This window comes from Streptomyces sp. GL_148 (genome assembly GCF_057834205.1).
Genome location: NZ_CM174396.1, coordinates 8,390,983 through 8,409,184 on the forward strand (window position 1 = coordinate 8,390,983; position 18,202 = coordinate 8,409,184).

The window sequence follows — 18,202 nt, forward strand, 5'->3', positions numbered from 1 at the left end:
GGTGAGGTGACGCGCCGTCCGGATTTCACTCCGGCGGACGCGTCCGGCAAGCTGTGCCGGTGGCAGCGCGAGTGCGGGTCCGTCAGATCGATGACGACGAGGGCAGGCGGCTGCCGCTGATCATCCGTAGGGGCACCGGGTCGGTGGTGACCTGGCGCCGGGGGCAGATGGTGCTGTTGTCCGCGCAGGGCATGCCCGTGGCGAAGATCGCCGAGGTGACGTTCACCAGCGCGGACCGGGTCCGGGATGTGATCCACAACTTCAAGGCTGACGGCTTCGACTCGCCCTATCCGAAGTACGCGGGCGGGCGGCCGAGGACCTTCACCCTGCCCGAGCGCCGGGAGATCAAGAAGATCGCGAAGTCCAAGCCGGCCGAGCACGGCCTGCCGTTCTCAACCTGGAGCCTGGCCAAGCTGGCCGACTTCCTGGTCGCCGAGGGGGTGGTCGACGACATCAGCCACGAGGGCCTGCGGGTCCTGCTCCGCGAGGAGGGCGCCTCGTTTCAACGCATAAAGACCTGGAAGACCTCCCGCGATCCGGACCACGCCGCCAAGAAGGCCCGCGTCGAGCACCTGTACGCCATCACCGACGGCGAGGTCATGCCCGAGGACGGTGAGCCGGAGGTGGTGTTCTGCCTGGACGAGTTCGGCCCGCTGAACCCGCAACCGCACCCGGGCCGGCAGCGGGCCGAACGCGGCGGCAGGCACAAAGACCCCGACCGTGAACCACGCCGCAGGCGGCGGGCGACCTACAACCGCCCACACGGGGTGCGGCACCTGTTCGCCGCCTACGACCTGGCCAAGGACAAGCTCTACGGCCACATCAAGAAGACGAAGAACCGATCGAAGTTCCTGGGATTCTGCCGCTACCTGCGCACCCTCTACCCGCCGACAGTCCGCCTGGCGATCGTGTGTGACAACTACTCCCCGCACCTGACCACCAAGCGGTGCCGCCGGGTGGCGGACTGGGCAGAGGCCAACAACGTCGAGATCGCCTACACCCCGACCAACTCCTCCTGGCTGAACCGCATCGAGGCCCAGTTCACTGCCCTGCGCTACTTCACCCTCGACGGCACCGACCACGCCAGCCACAAAGAGCAGGGCGGCATGATCCGCCGCTACATCATCTGGCGAAACCGCCACGCCGACCACCGGCGCCTACGCGCCGTCGTCGACGGGGCAAAAGTTGCCTGATGCGGCACTAGCTCGGCCTGCCCGGCCCGTACGGGCGCCGCCCGGCGGGGCGTCCGCGGCAAGTGCACTGGAACTCACCCTTCCGGGCGTACGGACGTTCTAGCGTGCCTGCCATGATCTCGCTCAGGATTCGGCGGGCCCTGTTGCTCGCCCTCGCTTCCGTCCTGCTCTGCGTCCCCCAGACGGCCACGGCCCAGACCCCTCCGGACCCCGCGGCACCCGCGCCGACGGCGACGGCGACGCCCGACCGCCCCTCCTACGAGGTGTCGTTGCGCGGCGACACCGACGGCTCGCACTGGACCGGCCGCCAGACGGTGTCCTTCCGCAACTCCGCCCGCACTCCGCTGCGTTCGGTCGACGTCAGGCTGTGGGGCAACGGCACAGACGGCTGCGGAACCCCCGAGGCGCCGTCCCCCGTCCGGGTGGGCCGGGTCGCCGGAGGCACCCCGCGCCCGCTCACCGTCGACTGCACCGCCCTGCAGATCGACCTGCCCGCGCCGCTCCCGTACGGGGCGCGGACGACCCTCTCCTTCGACGTGGACATCACCGTCCCGGACCGCGTCCACCGCTTCGGCAAGGACGGCGCGCACCGCTACCTCGGCAACGCGCTGCCCCTGCTGTCCGTACGCGACGCCCAGGGCCGGCACCTCGACCCGGACGTCGGCTTCGGCGAGAGCTTCTACACCCTGACCGGCGACTTCCGCGTGGTCCTCGACCACCCCAGCGCGCTCCTCGTCCCCGCGACGGGCACCACCACCCGCCGCGCGGGCACACCCGGCCGCACGGTCAGCACCAGCGTCGCGCACGGGGTACGGGACTTCGCGTGGGCGGCGGGCCCCTTCCTGTCGAAGACGGTGACCACGCCCGGCGGGGTACGGCTGAACGCCTACTGGACGGCCGCCACCTCCCCCGAGGGCGTCGCCACCGACCTGAAGGACGCCGTCGGCTCGGTCGACGCGTTCGGGAAGCGCTTCGGGCGCTACCCCTACGGCGAGCTCGACCTCGTCATGAGCGACAACCTCGACGAGTTCGGCAGCATGGAGTTCCCGGGCCTCGTCCTGCTCTGGACCGAACCGGAGGGGTCGGCCGTCGTCCACGAGATCGCCCACCAGTGGTTCTACGGCATCGTCGGCAACGACCAGTTCACCTCGCCCTGGCTGGACGAATCCTTCGCCCAGTACGCGAACCAGTCGTACTACGGCCTGGACACCACCACCTGCTGGGACGACCAGGGAGCCTGGCCCAGCGACACCGCGGCCCTCACCCACTCCATGGCCTACTACGCGGCCGGACACCGCTCGGAGTTCGTCCGCGTCGTCTACCTCCGCGGCTCCTGCGCCCTGCACGATCTGGAACGTACCCTGGGCACCCCGGCGATGACGGCCATGCTGCGCGGCTACGTGCGCGACCACTGGCTGGGCGTCTCCACCACCACGGACTTCAAGCGCGCCGCCCAGGCGGCAACGCCCCGGGACCTCACCCCGTTCTGGACGGAACACAGGATCCACTGACCACTCGACCCCGACAGCGCCCCTGAACGACCTCGGGGGCGGTGTCGGGGTCGGCCCCGGGTCGGTCCCCGATGTCCGGCGCGAGCACCGTCCGTAGCGTCGTTCCCATGTGGAGAAACGGGAAGAACGGGACCGGCGGGAAGCGCCGGATGTCGCCGTGGAAGCGGGCGTTGCTGATCCTCGGTTCGCTGGTCGCGACCTTTGCCCTGGTCATAGGCGTGCTCTTCACCTGGCTCTACACGGGAGCCAAGGTGTCCACCGTCGGCGCGGTGGACTTCCGCAATGCCCTCGCGGTGCCGCCCCTCGCCGCGTCCACCGTGGAAGCGGACGGAACACGCGTCTTCGACCTGCGGATGCGGACGGGGGAGACCGAGTTCACGCCCGGGACCAAGACCCCCACCTGGGGGTTCAACGGGAGCCACCTCGGCCCCACCCTCCGCGCGGCGAAGGGGGAGAAGGTCCGGGTGAAGGTGTCCAACGCCCTGCCGGAGGCCTCCAGCGTCCACTGGCACGGCATGCACCTGCCCGCCAAGATGGACGGCGGCCCGCACCAGATGGTCCCGGCGGGCGGCAGTTGGACCCCCGAGTGGACGGTGGACCAGCCGGCCTCGACCCTCTGGTACCACCCGCACCCGCACGGTGCGACCGAGTCGCACGTCCAGCGCGGTCTCGCGGGCCTGTTCCTCCTGGACGACGCGCAGTCGACGGCCCTGACCCTGCCCAAGACGTACGGGGTCGACGACATCCCGGTCATCGTCCAGGACGTGTCCTTCGACGGCGCCACGTTCGACCACGGCCACAAGCTGATGCGCAACGTCGGGTTCCTCGGCGACCGGACGATGGTCAACGGCACGCTGGACCCGTACGTCACCGTGCAGGACGAACTGGTCCGGCTGCGCCTGCTGAACGCCTCCACCGCCCGCGTCTACACCTTCGGCTTCGACGATGGCCGGGCCTTCCGGCAGATCGCCTCGGACGGCGGCCTTCTCGAAGCCCCGCACACGGCCGACCGCCTGCGCCTGTCGCCGGGGGAGCGCGCGGAAGTCGTCGTACGCATACGGCCGGGCGAGCGGACGGTCCTGCGCTCGTACCCCCTGGACGCCGGCCTGGACTTCTGGAATCAGCGCTTCGGCGGCGGCGACGACTCCTTCGACGTGATGCAGCTGCGGGCGGCGCCCACCCTGCGACCGTCGGCCGAGCTGCCGGAGGCACTGGTGGCCTCGGCGCTCCCCACCGGTGAGGACTCGGTGCGCGGCCGCTTCTTCGATCTCAAGATGTCCGGCATCAACGGCCGGAAGATGGACATGTCCCGGGTCGACGAGACGGTCACCCGCGGCACGTCCGAGACCTGGACCCTGCGCAACAACGACGGGATGCCGCACAACTTCCACGTCCACGACGTCCAGTTCCGCATACTCGACATCAACGGCTCGGCCCCGCCCCCGCCGTTGCGCGGACCGAAGGACACCGTCTTCATCCCGTCCGGTGCCACGGTCCGCATAGCCCTGCGCTTCGACGGCCCCTCGGACCCGGACACCCCGTACATGTACCACTGCCACCTCCTCTACCACGAGGACGAGGGCATGATGGGCCAGTTCACGGTGGCGGACCCAGGCCGCCCGACACCCGCCCCCACACTCCCGCCCGCCTCCGGCGCACACCAGCACTAGCAGAGGGGCGGGGCGGTGTCAGAGCGTCCCCTAGGGCCTGTCGTCAAACTCCCGTCTGCCTCGCGACGCCTGGAGTTTGACGACAGGCCCTAGGGGCGGGCATCCCATCGGTGCAGCAGGGACCCGTCCCGGCCGAATACGTCCATGCGGTAGCCCTTGGCCGTGGAGAGCTGCTCGAATTGCCTGAGGTACGAGACAACGGAATCCCGCTGCTTTTCGAAGAGGGAGTTCTCCGACTCGATCTGCGTGGTCCGCAGGATCAGCAGCGGAGCCTCCTCGGGACCTGCCTCCTGCTGGATGGCGTACACGCTCTCGTCCCCGCCCGCTCGCTGATACCGCTCGGCCAGCGCGAGGGCGGTCGACGGCGCGGCCGTACTCGTCACGGTCGGCCCGGCCGACGAAACGGCACCCTCGCGTTCCGTACATGCCGTCAGGAGAAGCGAGCAGCCGACGATCAGGGAGGCCGTTCGTACCCGTACCCGTATGCGTACCCGTATCTGCACGTCGCTCCTCAACTCACGTCTCACCAAGCCATGGCGGTTTCATTCTCACCCGTCAGCTGAGTACGGCGGCCCGCAAGCCGGTGAAGTCGGCGCGCACCGGGTTCAGGGTGAGGAGGGAGGAGAGGCTCAGGGTGCGTTGGCCGGGCCTGTGCTCGTCGAGGACGGAGGTGGGGAGGACGTAGAAGGTCCACTGGGTGAGGTCCAGGGGGTCCAGGGTCTTCTTGTCCTGGTGTTTGAGGAGGCAGAAGACGTACACGTCCGCGCGGCGCAGGCGGGCCGGGTCCACTGCCCCGGTGACCGCGTCCCAGCCTTCCGCCGGAGCGATGGAGAAGGTGATGGTGGACAGCCGGGCCTGACCCCACTCCTGAAGGTAGGCCGCCGACTTGACCTCGACCTGGGGTCCACCGGGCACCCGGATGTCCACCGAGTCCCAGTCCACCCGAGTGCCTTCATCGGCCACCTCGAGCGCGAGGGCGACGATGTACTCGGCGAGCGCTCCGCGGAGCGTGTTGCCGACGAGCCCCGAATACGCCCACGCCCAGAAGTCGAGCAGGCTCCCGTGGTCGGAGCCGTCCAGGTGGAGGGATTCCTTCCCCGTGCGACGGCGAGGCAGTATCGCGTCGAGTCCTTCAGTCATGGACACATTCTGCGGCCCTCGGTCCGGACCGGCGGAGGCGGGTGGACTACGCGAACTCGGAAGGGACCGCCGGAGGGTTGCGGGCTCGCCGAGCATGACCCCTGGGTGTGACGGAAGGGCAAGCGGGCGGCTCCCGTCTTCCAGGCCGTCTACCTCTGATCTTGGCCAGTGCTCCGCCCTTCAGGGCGGGGGTGAAGGCCGTGGCTGTCGTACTCCTGGCGGAGCCTGCGGGAGCTGACGCCCTTGAGGGAGTTGACCAGCTTGGAGAGCTGGACCTTGGGCGGGTAGTGCACGAGCAGGTGCACGTGGTCCTGTTCTCCGTTGAACTGCTTCAGCTCGGCCTCGAAGTCGGCGCAGACCTCCCGCATGATCTCTTCGGTACGGGTCAGCATGGCATCGGTGAACGCCGCCCGCCTGTATTTGGTGACGAAAACCAAGTGAACGTGCAGGTTGTAGACAACATGGCGACCGGTTCTGACATCGGGATTCGGGTCCCAGCGCGGTGACATACACCTGGAACCTGCTGCACGCCTGGTGGCGGATGATGCCCGGGACCTGAACATCACCCGCGTGCACCGCCGCTGGGGCATGGCCAACATTCCCAAGGCGGGCCGGGTGCGCTTCCGGTGGACGAAAGGCCTGCCCGTCGGCAAGCGTGCCAACGCGGAGAATCGGATCACCGGGGCCCGGCTGATCAAGGACGCGCTCGGCTGGCACATCGCCTTCCGCGTCCAGACCTTGGAGGCCAAGCCCGCACCCCATCAGGGGCCGGAGGCCGGCATCGACGTGGGCGTCACCGTGCCCCTCGCCCTCTCGGACAGCGAAACGTGCGATCACGGCGAGTGGCTGACCGGCAAGGAGAAGGCCAAGCTCCTGCGCTTGGAGCAGCGCGCCGCCCGGCGTAAGCGCCACCGCAAGCCAGGCGAGCGCACCAGCCGCCGGCTGCACCGCACCTACGACCAGATCGCAGGACTCCGAGCGAAAGCCAAGCGCCGGGCCCTGGACTGGCAGCACCAGACGACCACCACCATCGCCCGCCCCTGGGGGCGATCATCAGGTTTCCGTGATGTGGTGCTTGGAGTGCCGATGAGTTTTGCGGCGACTGGCTGTCTACCTCTGTGTAAGACCGAATCCCTAGCAGCCGCCCCGAAAGGGTGAGGAACATGAAGTACATGATCCAGATGAACGTCCCTGCCGCCGAGTGGGACGCCATCATGTCCTCGTACTCCGAGGACGACATGAAGGCCATGTTCGCCCACATGGGTGCCCTCAACGAGGACATCACCGCCGCCGGCGAATGGGTCGACGGCCAGGGCCTCGGCGGTCCCTCGCTGGTCAAGACCGTACGGGCCGGAAGCGACGGGCGACCGCAGGTGACCGACGGCCCGGCCCAGGAGGGACACATCCTGGCCGGGTACTGGCTGGTCGACGTCAAGAGCGAGGACCGGGCCCTGGAGATCGCCGCACGGGCGTCGGCCTGCCCCGGCCCGGGAGGAAAGCCGGGGAGCGACCCGGTCGAAGTACACCCGATCCCCGCAGACCCGACCCAGGCCTGAGCCGAGCACGCCGTGACGGCCTGCCCATCACTACGGCGAGGGCGAGGCCGTCCTGGGCGGCACGGCGAGCACCCGGTCCAGGTCCTGGACCATGGCGGGCAGAGCGCGGCTCACGGACCGCAGCACGCCGGTACGGCGCGCGGTCCCCGTCACCCCGCCATCGGGCCCCGGCGCCGGTTTCAGACCATCAGCAGGAGCCTGGTGTTCGGTACGAGCTTCCGGTTGACGCTGGTGCTCTGCACGAAGATCGTGAAATCGTCGTTGTGGTCGGGCTTGACCCGTGCCTCCACGGCCGGCAGGCCGAGCAGGGCTCGGGCCTCCGGCCCCGTGTAGACCCGGTCCGTCTTCTTCTCCAGCACCGCGATCTGCTTCTTCGCCTGGATCTTTTCCGGCTTGCTCAGCTGGTAGAACGCGCCACCGGTGCGGTAGGTGTGCCCCGACTCGACGACCCACTCCCGGATCGCCGCGTCACGGGCCACCGGGAGCAGCTGGTACGCGGAGGGATCCACCGGGGCGAGGCCGGCCGCCTTGATGGTGTCCTTGTTGACCGCGTCCCCGCCGGTGGAGAACACCGCCCGCGATCCCCGGATGCCCTTGGCGCGGCCCACCATGAACTTCTCGGTGGCCTCCTTGATGACCTGCCCGGCCTCCTCGAGACCCTGCGTGCTCGTGGCGTCCCAGATGGCGATGTTCTCCTTCGGGAAGCCGCACTGCATGGCCTCGCGCTTGCCCATCTGGTCCGGCACGAGGACGGCCAGCGTCCAGTTGTCCTCCTGCGTCGCGATCATCTCGGCCACGGCCTTCACCAGTTCACGCGGATCCCGGGCAGGCGCGTCCGGGGAGCGGTGGCTCGCGTTCTCCTGCCCGTCGGTCAGCACGAACGTCAGGAAGCTGTGGTCGCCGTACAGCTGCGCCGTCTGGGCCAGCTCGCGCTGCGACTTCAGCGAGGCCGCCAGCAGCGCCGTCATCCCACCGGTCCGGTACAGCTGCTTCAGCGACGGCATCCGCAGCACGTCCTTGTCGTAGACGACGCACTCCACCTTGTCCGCGAAGACGTACACCGTGACGCGGGTCTCCTGGTCCAGTTCACCCGACCGCCGGGCCAGGTACGCGATCTGCTGGTCGGCGACTTCGACGACCTTGCGGCTCAGGTGCGACATGGACGAACTGGCATCCAACACAAGAGCAACGTGGTTGATGTAGTTCTGGTTTCCGGACATGGAAGCTCCCCCTCGTTCCGACTGGATGCTCCTACCGTCTCATCCACCACTGACAATCGATCTTGGCTCCGATGGCGGACGAGGGCGTCCCGCTCAGGTGCGAACGCCGCCGCGCGAGGGGTGTTGTGGGGTGTCGAAACGTTTCGCCCGCGGCGTTCGAGTGAACGGTCGTTCCTGTCGGCTCCGCCGGGCGTTGAATCGGCTGACGCACCCACCCAGGGGAGCGTCCCCAGATCCTTGAGTCCTTAGGGGAACCAATGCGTATTCGCTCTGCCGTCACCGCCTCCGTCCTCGCCGCCGGCATCCTGCTGGGCGGCGCCGGCGCGGCCCTCGCCAACGACGGTGTCGACATCGACTACTTCTCGGGTGGCCACAAGGGCTTCTCGTCCAACTGCTCGTCCGCGGCCGCAGTCCCGGCGGCCTTCGGCCCCGCCTACACCTCCACCTGCGCGAAGGAAGGCGAGGCGGAGTGGCTCAAGGGTGCCCACCTCGGCGCCAAGTAAGAACGTCCGGCCCGGGCCGGCGAGCGGGGGCGGTCGGACGGCGACGTCCGACCGCCCCGGCGGTGTGAGCGGTGTCAGTGGCTCCGGCCCTGCGCCGCGAGCCGACGCCGTACGGCCAGGACGAGCACCGCCGTGGCGAGGACGGCCACACCGCCCAGCCGCAGGATCGCGTCGTAGGCGTCCTCGGGCGACCGTTGCGGCGTCATCGCCGAGATCCCCGCGGCCGCTCCGGCCAGCGCGATCGCACCCCCGGTGACCAGGAACGTCAGCAGGACCCCCGATGCCTCCCCGGCCCTGGCCGGAGGGACGAGCTGTTGGGTCGCCACGCTGGCGTACGTCCACCCCAGCCCGAGGCCCAGGCCGCACCACGCGAACACCGGTACGTACAGCCACCAGGCGGTGACCTGCGTCAGCGCGTACATCCCCGTGCCGGCGCCGATTCCGGCCAGCGCCATCACCGTGGTCGGCCGCAGATGCCGGCCCAGCCGCGCTCCCAGCGGCCCGCTGAGCGCCACCAGCAGCGCCGGGGCCAGGAAGACCGTACCGGCCAGGAGCGGCGAGAGCCCCCGTACGCCCTGGAGGTAGAGGGTGGCGAGGAAGACGGTCACGCCGTAACCCATGTTCGTGAGCGTGCCCATCCCGGTGACCAGGACGTACGGGACGTCGCGAAACAGCCCCAGATCGATCAGCGGGTGCCGGGCCAGCCGCTCCCGCACCAGGAACAGCCAGCCGCTCACCACCGCCACCGCGAAGCCGAGCATGACGCGAGCACTGCTCCACCCCCAGGCGTCCGCGCGCTCCACGGTCAGGGTGAGGGCTGCCAGCGCACCGACGATCAGGGCGCACCCGAGCAGATCGAGCTCGCGCGGCGCCGTCGTATCGCGCGAGTCCGGGACGTACGCGAGAGCGGTGAGCAGCGAGAACAGGCTCAGCGGCGCCATCAGCCAGAAGATCCAGCGCCAGCCCGGCCCCTCAGTGCACCCTCCGCCCACGAAGGGCCCGATCGCGGTCCCGATGTTGGCGACGCCGAACACGGCGCCCAGGGCCTTGGCGCGGGACTCCTCGGGAAAGGTGTTGGTGATCACGGACACGGCCACCGGGAAGACGAACGCCGCGCCCACCCCCTGGGCGATCCGGGCCACGACCAGCGGACCGAGGCCGGGAGCCAGCGCGCACCCCACGGTTCCGGCGGTGAACAGGGCGGTTCCGGCCAGCAGTGTGCCCCGCCGACCGAAGACGTCCCCCACCCGGCCGCCGATGATGAAGAAGCAGCCGATGGCGAGCATGTACGCGGACAAGGTCCACTGCGCGGCCGACACCGTGACGCCGAGCTCCGCGGCGATCCCCGGGATGGCGAGGTTGAGCGCGAAGAAGTCGAGCTGGATGCAGAACAGGGCGACGGCGACCGCGATGAAGGCCCCCTTGCGCGCCGAGGTGGAAGTCTCTGCGCGCATGAGGGGCGTTCCTCTCAGCGGTCAGCGGTCAGCGGTCAGCGGTCAGCGGTCAGCGGTCGGCTCGGCCATCGGCCATCGGCCATCAGGCCGTCGGCAGTCAGCGGGGCGCCACGGCTCCGGAGTCCGGCGACTGCTGGAGCCCGGAGGCATCGACGGCCTCGAAGTCCGAACCCTTGAAGCCCTTGAGCGCGTTGAGCTGGGCATTGTCCCAACCAGGGTTCTCCTCGCCGGTGAGGTACCAGGCCGACCCGTTGTCGGCGACGATGGCCCCGTACTTCTTCAACGCCTCGGCCACGGCCAGGGCCTGAGGGCCCAGCGCCGAGGTGTCCACCGAGCTCTTGAGCCGCAGCCGCAGTCCCATGGGCGGCAGCGATGCGTCCGCCGCGGAGCCCGCCTGATGCCTCGCCGGCCAGACGTAACTCTGGTCCGTACGGGGCACCGTCATCCGGATCGCGTGGTCCACCAGCCCGCCCGCGGCCTCCTCGTAGCGCACCAGGCCCGGCAGGATGGCGAGGCCGGCGGCATCGGCCGACGTCCAGTCGGCCGGCCGCAGCTCGTGGCTCCGCAGGTCGAAGACCGCGCCCGAGCCGGCATGCCAGGCGTTGCCGCCCTGCGCGCTTGCGTTCCAGAGCTCGTACGACTTGCACAGGGCACGGTCCCAGACGACGACATGGCGGTCCCCGGAGCTCTCCGGGCCGTTCTCGATTCCGGCGTTCTGCGGAATCCGGTACCCGGACGCATCGCTTTCCTCGGCGATGTCCAGCGAGACCTTCGATTCCGGCACGGTCGTGTCCGAGACGGTGATGGGAATGCCGAAGGGCTCACCGTCGATGAGCCCCGCCCCGAAGTCGGGGTGCAGGGGCTCCGCGGCACCGATCGAGGAGACGTACCGGTCCGAGCTCGGGTGCACGGGAAGCGTGTCCACGGGAGCGTGCCAGAAGCTGTCCGGCAAGGCGGTCCGGCAGGAACCGTCCTGCGGGCCGGCGGCAACCGGGGCGGCCGCCGCGAGGGCAGATCCGTGGCCGGAACCCGCGTACCCGGACAGCAGACACGTGGCGGCGAAGGCGGAGACGACGGAGGCGGTGGGGATCCGACGCCTCCGGTGGAGTGCGGTTCCGCGTTTCGTTGCCATGGCCTCACCTCATCCGCGGCTGCCTTCCCAGCGATCTCTTCCAGCCTAGGCACGTTCCGGCCCCGCTGCTCTGCCGCGCCCGCGGGAACCCGGGTGCGGTGTTCCGGGGGGCGGTCGGCAGGCGGCCCGGCCGGCGCGTGTCGCGCTCCTGGCGCCCCGCGAGTGCTCCCGGTTGCCGTTGTGGCCCAGGGAACGTCCAGCGTTCAATGAGATGGGCCGAACACGAGGTGATCGCTGATGACAGGAACACGGACGGACGAAGCCGAACACGTCGAGGGCCGTGGCCGTGCCCGTCGGCCGGGAGCGGACGACTTCGACGCGCGCTCAGCGGAGTTCATGAGCCGCTTCGGCCTGGCCGGAGGGACGGAGCGCAGCACGCGGCTGGCCACGGGGCTGAACCGGATAGCGGTGAGGATCGCACCGTACGCCGACCCGGTCGCGACCCAGCTGCTCAGCGACCTCGCCGTGTGGGTCTTCGCCTTCGACGACCTCTGCGACGAGGACCTCCCGAGTCTCACCCCCACCGAGATGCACACGATGGTCGCCCGGCTCCAGCGGACGATCGAGGCCCCCGAGGTTCCCCTCGACACAGACCCCTTCGGCCTGGCCCTGCGCGACATCCGGCTCCGAGTTGAGGCGATCGCCACCCCGGTGCAGGTCAGGAGGTGGGTCGACGCGATGCGCGGCTACTTCCTCGCCGAGGCCCGCATCGGCGCCGACACGACCGCGCCGGGAGACCCGCAGGACGTGAGCGACTACCTGCTCACCCGCCTGCACTCCGGAGCCGCCCTGGCCGTACCCGTGCTGCTCGACGCGGTCGGTGCGGCACTGCCCGCAGCGCTGTGGGAGGACCGGCGCATCCGTGCACTGACCGAGATGGCGGCGGGGATCGTGGTCGTGGACACCGACATCCACTCCTTCGCGAAGGAGAACGAACGCGGCAGCCGCAGCGGCAACTTGGTAGCCCTCCTGAACGGCCCGGCCGGACCTGGACCTGGGTCTGGAGCCGGAGCTGGATCCAGACCCAGACCTGGAGCCGGACAGGGCCTGCAAGCCGCTTCCACGCTCCGCGACTCGATCATGCACCGGTTCCTGCAGCTGGGTCAGCAGACCGCGAAGGCCCCGGCGGACCCGCGGATCCAAGGCCATCTGGACGCACTCACCCAGTACATCTGCGGTGTGCGGGACTGGTGCGGGGCGACCTCCCGCTACTACCCCGGGCAACTGGACGGTACCCACCACCAGCCCCGCCGAGTCGGGACCGCGGCCCGCCCACCGGACGGCATCCCCCTCTCGGCCCCGCCGATCGCATCGATCGCATGGTGGTGGGCGGTCGACGGTGCCCCGCCGGCGACTCCTTGATCAGGATCAGGATCAGGGACCCGGCGCAGGGCCCCACAGCGCCCTGCGCCGGACCGGTCCGGGGCCGGACTCGGTCGTCATCCGCCGCTGCGCCAGATGTTGTCGAAGGCCGCGTTCTCGATGGCCCGGCGCTGTCGTACGGACGCCAGTTCCACCAATGCGTCGTTGACGGCGGCCAACACCGTCGCGACGCTGTCGTCGGCCACGTCCGGAGCGTCCCCGGCCCGGCCGTCGCCGCCCTCCAGCGCCTGCGCCAGGAGAACGAGGACAGGATCCTCCGACCTCCACCGCTCCTCGGCCCGACGACGGGCAGGCGAATCGGCCGGCACCAGCTCACCGGCCCGCAGGGAGAACCCGCGGCGGCGTTGCCGTACGAGCTGCCCTTCCTCCTCCAACACGGCCTGGTAGCTCGCGGACAGGCCGAGCCCTCTGCGCCACAGCCAGTCGGCGACGGACTCGTAGGGCGCCTCCCGTACGAGCGACGCCGCTGCCGCGTCCAGCAAGGGATCACCCAGTGCCGCTTCCTCACCCGGCACGATGTGATCACCGTCCAGCCCGATGGCCCGGGCGGCAAGGAGGTCGACCACCTCGGCCCCCGCGAGCGCGAGCGACAGCTCGCCCTGCTCGGCAGTCCGGCCGGACTCCACGTCCATGGCAATGATCAACAAGTCCCGCGGTGTCGTCATCAAGGGCTCCTCTCAACCGTGCAGGCAGGGCGCCGGCCAATTATCGATCAGCTCGGCCACCTGTGGGCGACCCCGCCCCCGTCCGTTCGCAAGACGTCACATTCACCCAGGGGAAGGCCGACGCCGGCGGCGGAGCCGCTTCCTTCGGGAACGGGGTAACGCCGAGAGCGCGAAACAGTAGTAAGCCACCGTATGTTCGTTATTGTCGCGTTGTGGGAGAGGGAAAGACCTGTACCTGTACTGGTACGGCCAGCGAAGGAAGACACTCGCATGTCCGAGATCACGCTCGACAAGAACACCGCCCTGGTCCTCATCGACCTTCAGGAGGGGATCATGGCCAAGCCCGTGGTCACCCCCGCCGAGCGGATCCTCTCCAAGGCCGTCCGGCTCGCCGACGCCTTCCGTGCGGCCGGCCTGCCCGTGGTCCTCGTGAAAGTCGCCTGGTCCCCGGACGGGGGCGACCTGCCCACCACCCACACCGACCGGCCCGGTCTGAGCACCGCGCCTCCGGCCGAGTTCTCGGTACTCTCGGCCGAACTGACCACCGGCGCGCACGACATCGTCGTCACGAAGCGGCACTGGGGCGCCTTCACCGGCACCGAGCTCGACCTCCAGCTGCGGCGACGCGGCATCAGGCGGATCGTCCTCGCCGGCATCGCCACCAGCATGGGGGTCGAGTCCACCGCCCGCTCCGCCTGGGAGCACAGCTACGACGTGGTCTTCGCCGAAGACGCCACCACCGACATGGACGCGGACGCCCACGCCCACAGCTTCGGCAAGATCTTCCCCCGGATCGGGCTGGTCCGCTCCACCGACGAGATCCTGACGGCCCTCAAGGGCCTCGCCGGCTGACCCCGAGCAGAGCCCCCTCCACGACAGTGCCTCCTCCGCTACGGGAGCAGCTCCAGGGTGATGTGCGGGGCCAGGGCGCGCAGGAAGTCGGGCGCGTCGAAGATCTCGCCCGCGGAGGCGACGCCGACCGTACGGATGCGGCCGCTCAGGACCCGGTCCAGGGCCTCCACGACGAGGGGGGCCGTGACGGCGTAGATGTCCTGCCCGCGGGCCACGGCGCGGCGTTCGGCGCCGCCCGAGCGCACGACCGCGTCGACGAGGAAGGTCTGGTCGGACCGTCCGCTGTCGTCGGCCGCGGCCGGCGCCGGCGTGCCGGGGGCCGCGATGTCGCGTACCGCCTCGACCGTCATGTACGTGGTGACGTCCGGGATCGGCAGGTGGCTGGGCACGGTCACCACGTCGGCCATCGTGAACTCCCCGATCACCTGCCGGGCCCCCATCGGCTCGGGGAAGCGCCACTCGAGGGTCGGCGGGGCGTCGGTGCGGTACTCCCACTGCCCGCCCGCGTAGCGCATGCGCCGCTCACCGCGCCGCTCCCGCGAGACCGCGCCCGAAAGCCGGGTCCCGGCGGTGGGGTGCCAGCTGCTCAGGGCGTACGCGACGTGCGCCTCCTGGGCCTCGGCCCAGTCGCCCATCGCCGCGGTGACCAGCAGGTCGCCGAGACCGCCGAAGAAGGCCATCGCCGGGACGATCACGGCACCGGCGTCCCGCGCCCGGTCGGCGAAGTGCGCGAAGGTGTCGATGTTGGCCTCGAGCTCGGCGGCCACGTCCAGGTAGGGGATCCGCGCCCGCAGGGCCGCCTCGATCACGGGGCCGGTCGTCGAGGCGAACGGCCCCGCGCAGTTGATCACAGCTGCCGCGCCGGCCAGCGCGCGGTCCAGCGCGTCCGGGTCGGCCACCGTCGCCGGGCGGGCTTCCAGGCCGGTCTCGTACGCCAGCGCCTTCAGCTTCTCGCCGTCGCGGCCCGACAGGACCGGCACGAACCCGCGCTCCACCAGCTCCGCCACCACGAACCGCCCGGTGTGCCCGTACGCGCCGAACACCGCCACCATCTGACCTGATCCCATGGTCCCGCTCCCCTGCAATCGCCCGTACCGGAAGTCGTATCCGTACCCGTACCTGTACCCGTACCCGTATGACGCCGCGGGCCGCAGGCCCTCAAGGCCCGTCCCGCCCCGCTCCGTCATGGACATCCTGTCGCGGAACACCAGCCGCCCACCACTGTCCGGAACGACATGACCCGTACACTTCCGGACATGACCACTGTCGCGCTGGCCGTCACCGACGGCATGCTGCACTTCGAGTTGTCCCTGGCCTGCGAGGTCTTCGGCTCCGACCTGACCCACCTCGTGAACCCCTGGTACGGCTTCTCGATCTGCGGGCCGGGCGCCGTGCAGATCGACCGCTTCCGCATGGAACCCGACCACGGACTCGACCACCTCGCGCAAGCGGACACCGTGATCGTCCCCGGCTGGGCCGACGTCGACCGGGACCCGCCGGCCGAGCTCATCGACGCGGTACGCGCGGCTCACGGGGCCGGCGCGCGCGTGGCCTCCCTGTGCACGGGCGCCTTCGTGCTGGCCGCCGCCGGACTGCTGGACGGCAAACGCGCGACCACGCACTGGGGACACACCAGGGAACTGGCCAGACGCCACCCCCTCGTCACCGTGGACCCCGACGTCCTCTACGTGGACAACGGCAGCGTGCTGACCTCCGCCGGCAAGGCCGCCGCCATGGACCTCTGCCTGCACCTGGTGCGCCTCGACCACGGCGCCGCGGCCGCGAACAAGATCGCCCGCCGTCTGGTCGTCCCGCCACACCGCGGCGGCGGCCAGGCGCAGTTCGTCACGACCCCCGTGCCCGATCCCGGCAACCATCCGCTCGCCGACCTCTTCCCGTGGGCGCTGCAACGCCTCGACGAGCCGCTCACCGTGGAGGACCTGGCCCGCCGGGCCCGGATGAGCTCGCGCCACCTGGGCCGCCACTTCAAGTCGGTGACCGGCACCACCCCGTTGCAGTGGCTGCACACCCAGCGCATCCGCCACGCCCAGGAACTGCTGGAAACCACCGACGACACCGTCGACACCATCGCGACGGCCACCGGCATGGGCACCGCCACCACCCTGCGCCGCCACTTCGCCCGCACGGTGGGCGTCCCGCCGGACACCTACCGCCGGACCTTCCGCTCGGGGGCGGCCCCGGCCCACCCGACGGCGTAAGCGTTCGACCGTTGACGCCGCCGAAGGGCCCTCCCTAGATTCGCCGCATGGCGACTCCCGAGACCTTCCCCGTGGCCGGCGAACCCCGATCCGCGGCACCTTCCGCCTGGTGGCGGAGCGCCGCGATCTACCAGATCTATCCCCGCAGTTTCGCCGACGGCGACGGCGACGGGATCGGTGACCTCGCCGGGATCCGCGCGCGGCTCCCGTACCTGCGCGGGCTCGGCGTGGACGCGGTGTGGATCAGCCCCTGGTATCCGTCCCCGATGGCCGACGGAGGGTACGACATCGCCGACTACCGGGACATCGACCCGGTGTTCGGCACCCTGGCGGAGGCCGAAGCGCTGCTGTCCGAGGCGCACGACCTGGGCATCCGGGTGATCGTCGACATCGTCCCCAACCACTGCTCGGACCAGCACCCCTGGTTCCGCGAGGCCGTCGCGGCCGGCCCCGGCTCGCCCGAACGCGCGTGCTTCTGGTTCCGGCCCGGCCGTGGCGAACACGGCGAACTGCCGCCCAACAACTGGCAGTCCGCCTTCGGAGGCCCCGGCTGGCGGCGGGTGACCGAGGCCGACGGCACACCCGGCGAGTGGTACCTGCACCGGTTCGCCCCCGAACAGCCCGACTTCAACTGGGAAAACCCCGAAGTCCGGGCGGAGTTCGAGTCGATCCTGCGGTTCTGGCTCGACCGGGGCGTGGACGGCTTCCGCATCGACGTCGCCGACAACCTCGTCAAGGACCCGGCGCTGCCCGACCACGAGAGCGGCCCCGGCCCCTGGGCCGACCAGGACGGCGTCCACGACATCTACCGCGCCTGGCACAAGGTCCTCGACGCCTACGACCACGATCCGGTCTTCGTGGGCGAAGTGTGGACGCCCGACCCCGAGCGATTCGCCCGCTACCTGCGCCCCGACGAGCTGCACACGGCGTTCAACTTCCCCTTCCTCCAAAGCCCCTGGGACGCGGCGGCGCTGCGCAAGGTAATCGATTCGACACTCGCCGAGCACGCCCCGGTCGGCGCCGCCGCCACCTGGGTGCTCTCCAACCACGACACCACCCGCCACGTCACCCGGTACGGGCGCGGCGACACCTCGTACGCGCTCGACGGCCGCCGCGTACACGGCGTCCCCGCCGATCTCGGCCTCGGGCGGCGCCGGGGCCGGTCCGCGGCCCTGCTGACGATGGCCCTGCCCGGCTGCGTCTACGTCTACCAGGGCGACGAGCTGGGCCTCGAGGAGGTCGAGGACATCGCGCCGGCGCTCCGCCAGGACCCGACGTTCTTCCAGACCGGGGGCGAGGACCTCGGCCGGGACGGCTGCCGGGTACCCCTCCCGTGGGGGGACGAGGCGCCGGACTCGAAGTCCTGGCTGCCCCGGCCGGCCGAGTGGGCCGCCCGGAGCGTGCGCGAGCAGAGCGCCGACCCGGACTCGATGCTGGGCTTCTACCGCCGGGCCCTGGCCCTGCGATCCACCCAACCGGCCCTGCTCGAAGGGCAATTCGCCTGGCTGCCCGCCCAGCCGGGCGTACTCGCCTTCGCCCGCACCGCGGCGGGGTCCTCCGTACGCTGCCTGGTGAACCTCTCGGGCGGCCCGGTTCCGCTGCCGGAGCACACCGAAGTCCTGATCACCGGCGGGCCTTTGGAGAACGGGGCCCTGCCCCGGGACGCCGCGGTCTGGCTGCGCTGAAGGAACCGCCGTGCAGGCT

At 70.5% G+C, this 18,202-nt stretch carries 17 protein-coding genes and 2 pseudogenes; 10 read left to right on the forward strand and 9 right to left on the reverse strand.

The window, feature by feature from the left end; translation table 11 throughout:
* Nucleotides 1–59 precede the first annotated feature (59 nt).
* The 3 genes from AC3IYI_RS37775 (at nucleotide 60) to AC3IYI_RS37785 (ending at nucleotide 4,374) form a co-directional block, all read left to right on the forward strand.
* Nucleotides 60–1,193, forward strand: coding sequence for an IS630 family transposase (locus AC3IYI_RS37775; protein ID WP_489407939.1), 1,134 nt, complete (start codon nucleotides 60–62; stop codon nucleotides 1,191–1,193).
* A gap of 113 nt (nucleotides 1,194–1,306) precedes the next feature.
* The gene (locus AC3IYI_RS37780; RefSeq protein WP_489407940.1) at nucleotides 1,307–2,704 is read left to right on the forward strand and encodes a M1 family metallopeptidase; all 1,398 of its coding nucleotides are present in this window, start codon (nucleotides 1,307–1,309) and stop codon (nucleotides 2,702–2,704) included.
* Between the two features lie 107 nt (nucleotides 2,705–2,811).
* Entirely contained in the window at nucleotides 2,812–4,374 is a 1,563-nt protein-coding gene (locus AC3IYI_RS37785) for a multicopper oxidase family protein (RefSeq protein WP_489407941.1), read from the forward strand.
* Between the two features lie 89 nt (nucleotides 4,375–4,463).
* Here the strand turns inward: AC3IYI_RS37785 and AC3IYI_RS37790 are convergent, their stop codons facing one another.
* From AC3IYI_RS37790 to tnpA, 3 genes and pseudogenes are all read right to left on the reverse strand, one after another.
* Nucleotides 4,464–4,757: a hypothetical protein gene (locus AC3IYI_RS37790; RefSeq protein WP_489407942.1), complete on the reverse strand. Its 294-nt coding sequence runs from the start codon at nucleotides 4,755–4,757 to the stop codon at nucleotides 4,464–4,466.
* A 172-nt stretch (nucleotides 4,758–4,929) separates the two neighbouring features.
* Complete coding sequence (locus AC3IYI_RS37795; protein WP_489407943.1) at nucleotides 4,930–5,514, reverse strand: hypothetical protein; 585 nt, start codon at nucleotides 5,512–5,514, stop codon at nucleotides 4,930–4,932.
* A 209-nt stretch (nucleotides 5,515–5,723) separates the two neighbouring features.
* Nucleotides 5,724–6,023 (reverse strand): annotated as a pseudogene (gene tnpA / locus AC3IYI_RS37800) (IS200/IS605 family transposase); the annotation flags it as partial.
* On the opposite strand from tnpA, the pseudogene AC3IYI_RS37805 reads away from it, so the two are divergent.
* Both AC3IYI_RS37805 and AC3IYI_RS37810 read left to right on the forward strand, forming a co-directional pair.
* Nucleotides 6,022–6,561 (forward strand): annotated as a pseudogene (locus tag AC3IYI_RS37805) (RNA-guided endonuclease TnpB family protein); the annotation flags it as partial. The pseudogenes tnpA and AC3IYI_RS37805 sit on opposite strands and share 2 nt — an antisense overlap.
* 116 nt (nucleotides 6,562–6,677) lie before the next feature.
* Nucleotides 6,678–7,070: a YciI family protein gene (locus AC3IYI_RS37810; protein WP_489407944.1), complete on the forward strand. Its 393-nt coding sequence runs from the start codon at nucleotides 6,678–6,680 to the stop codon at nucleotides 7,068–7,070.
* 30 nt (nucleotides 7,071–7,100) lie between these two features.
* On the opposite strand, the gene AC3IYI_RS37815 is transcribed toward AC3IYI_RS37810, so the two are convergent.
* Together AC3IYI_RS37815 and AC3IYI_RS37820 are read right to left on the reverse strand one after the other, a co-directional pair.
* Nucleotides 7,101–7,223 carry a hypothetical protein gene (locus AC3IYI_RS37815; RefSeq protein WP_489407945.1) on the reverse strand — a complete coding sequence of 41 codons (123 nt, stop codon included), beginning with the start codon at nucleotides 7,221–7,223 and terminating at the stop codon, nucleotides 7,101–7,103.
* 26 nt (nucleotides 7,224–7,249) lie between these two features.
* Nucleotides 7,250–8,290: a vWA domain-containing protein gene (locus AC3IYI_RS37820; RefSeq protein WP_489407946.1), complete on the reverse strand. Its 1,041-nt coding sequence runs from the start codon at nucleotides 8,288–8,290 to the stop codon at nucleotides 7,250–7,252.
* A 257-nt stretch (nucleotides 8,291–8,547) separates the two neighbouring features.
* Between AC3IYI_RS37820 and AC3IYI_RS37825 the strand changes: the two genes are divergently transcribed.
* Nucleotides 8,548–8,793, forward strand: coding sequence for a hypothetical protein (locus AC3IYI_RS37825; RefSeq protein WP_489407947.1), 246 nt, complete (start codon nucleotides 8,548–8,550; stop codon nucleotides 8,791–8,793).
* A 74-nt stretch (nucleotides 8,794–8,867) separates the two neighbouring features.
* Here AC3IYI_RS37825 and AC3IYI_RS37830 read toward each other — a convergent pair whose 3' ends face one another.
* Both AC3IYI_RS37830 and AC3IYI_RS37835 read right to left on the reverse strand, forming a co-directional pair.
* Nucleotides 8,868–10,247: an MFS transporter gene (locus AC3IYI_RS37830; protein ID WP_489407948.1), complete on the reverse strand. Its 1,380-nt coding sequence runs from the start codon at nucleotides 10,245–10,247 to the stop codon at nucleotides 8,868–8,870.
* A 97-nt stretch (nucleotides 10,248–10,344) separates the two neighbouring features.
* Complete coding sequence (locus AC3IYI_RS37835) at nucleotides 10,345–11,379, reverse strand: hypothetical protein (RefSeq protein ID WP_489407949.1); 1,035 nt, start codon at nucleotides 11,377–11,379, stop codon at nucleotides 10,345–10,347.
* A 237-nt stretch (nucleotides 11,380–11,616) separates the two neighbouring features.
* On the opposite strand from AC3IYI_RS37835, the gene AC3IYI_RS37840 reads away from it, so the two are divergent.
* Nucleotides 11,617–12,741 carry a terpene synthase family protein gene (locus AC3IYI_RS37840; protein WP_489407950.1) on the forward strand — a complete coding sequence of 375 codons (1,125 nt, stop codon included), beginning with the start codon at nucleotides 11,617–11,619 and terminating at the stop codon, nucleotides 12,739–12,741.
* Nucleotides 12,742–12,818: 77 nt separating this feature from the next.
* Here AC3IYI_RS37840 and AC3IYI_RS37845 read toward each other — a convergent pair whose 3' ends face one another.
* Complete coding sequence (locus AC3IYI_RS37845; RefSeq protein WP_489407951.1) at nucleotides 12,819–13,427, reverse strand: GOLPH3/VPS74 family protein; 609 nt, start codon at nucleotides 13,425–13,427, stop codon at nucleotides 12,819–12,821.
* A 270-nt stretch (nucleotides 13,428–13,697) separates the two neighbouring features.
* On the opposite strand from AC3IYI_RS37845, the gene AC3IYI_RS37850 reads away from it, so the two are divergent.
* On the forward strand, nucleotides 13,698–14,279 hold the full coding sequence (locus AC3IYI_RS37850) for a hydrolase (protein ID WP_489407952.1): 582 nt from the start codon (nucleotides 13,698–13,700) through the stop codon (nucleotides 14,277–14,279).
* Nucleotides 14,280–14,317: 38 nt separating this feature from the next.
* Here the strand turns inward: AC3IYI_RS37850 and AC3IYI_RS37855 are convergent, their stop codons facing one another.
* Nucleotides 14,318–15,346, reverse strand: coding sequence for a saccharopine dehydrogenase family protein (locus AC3IYI_RS37855; RefSeq protein ID WP_489407953.1), 1,029 nt, complete (start codon nucleotides 15,344–15,346; stop codon nucleotides 14,318–14,320).
* Nucleotides 15,347–15,535: 189 nt separating this feature from the next.
* On the opposite strand from AC3IYI_RS37855, the gene AC3IYI_RS37860 reads away from it, so the two are divergent.
* Both AC3IYI_RS37860 and AC3IYI_RS37865 read left to right on the forward strand, forming a co-directional pair.
* Complete coding sequence (locus AC3IYI_RS37860) at nucleotides 15,536–16,498, forward strand: helix-turn-helix domain-containing protein (RefSeq protein ID WP_489407954.1); 963 nt, start codon at nucleotides 15,536–15,538, stop codon at nucleotides 16,496–16,498.
* Between the two features lie 47 nt (nucleotides 16,499–16,545).
* A complete protein-coding gene (locus AC3IYI_RS37865) occupies nucleotides 16,546–18,183 on the forward strand; it encodes a glycoside hydrolase family 13 protein (protein WP_489407955.1) in 1,638 nt (545 codons plus the stop codon).
* Nucleotides 18,184–18,202 lie beyond the last annotated feature (19 nt).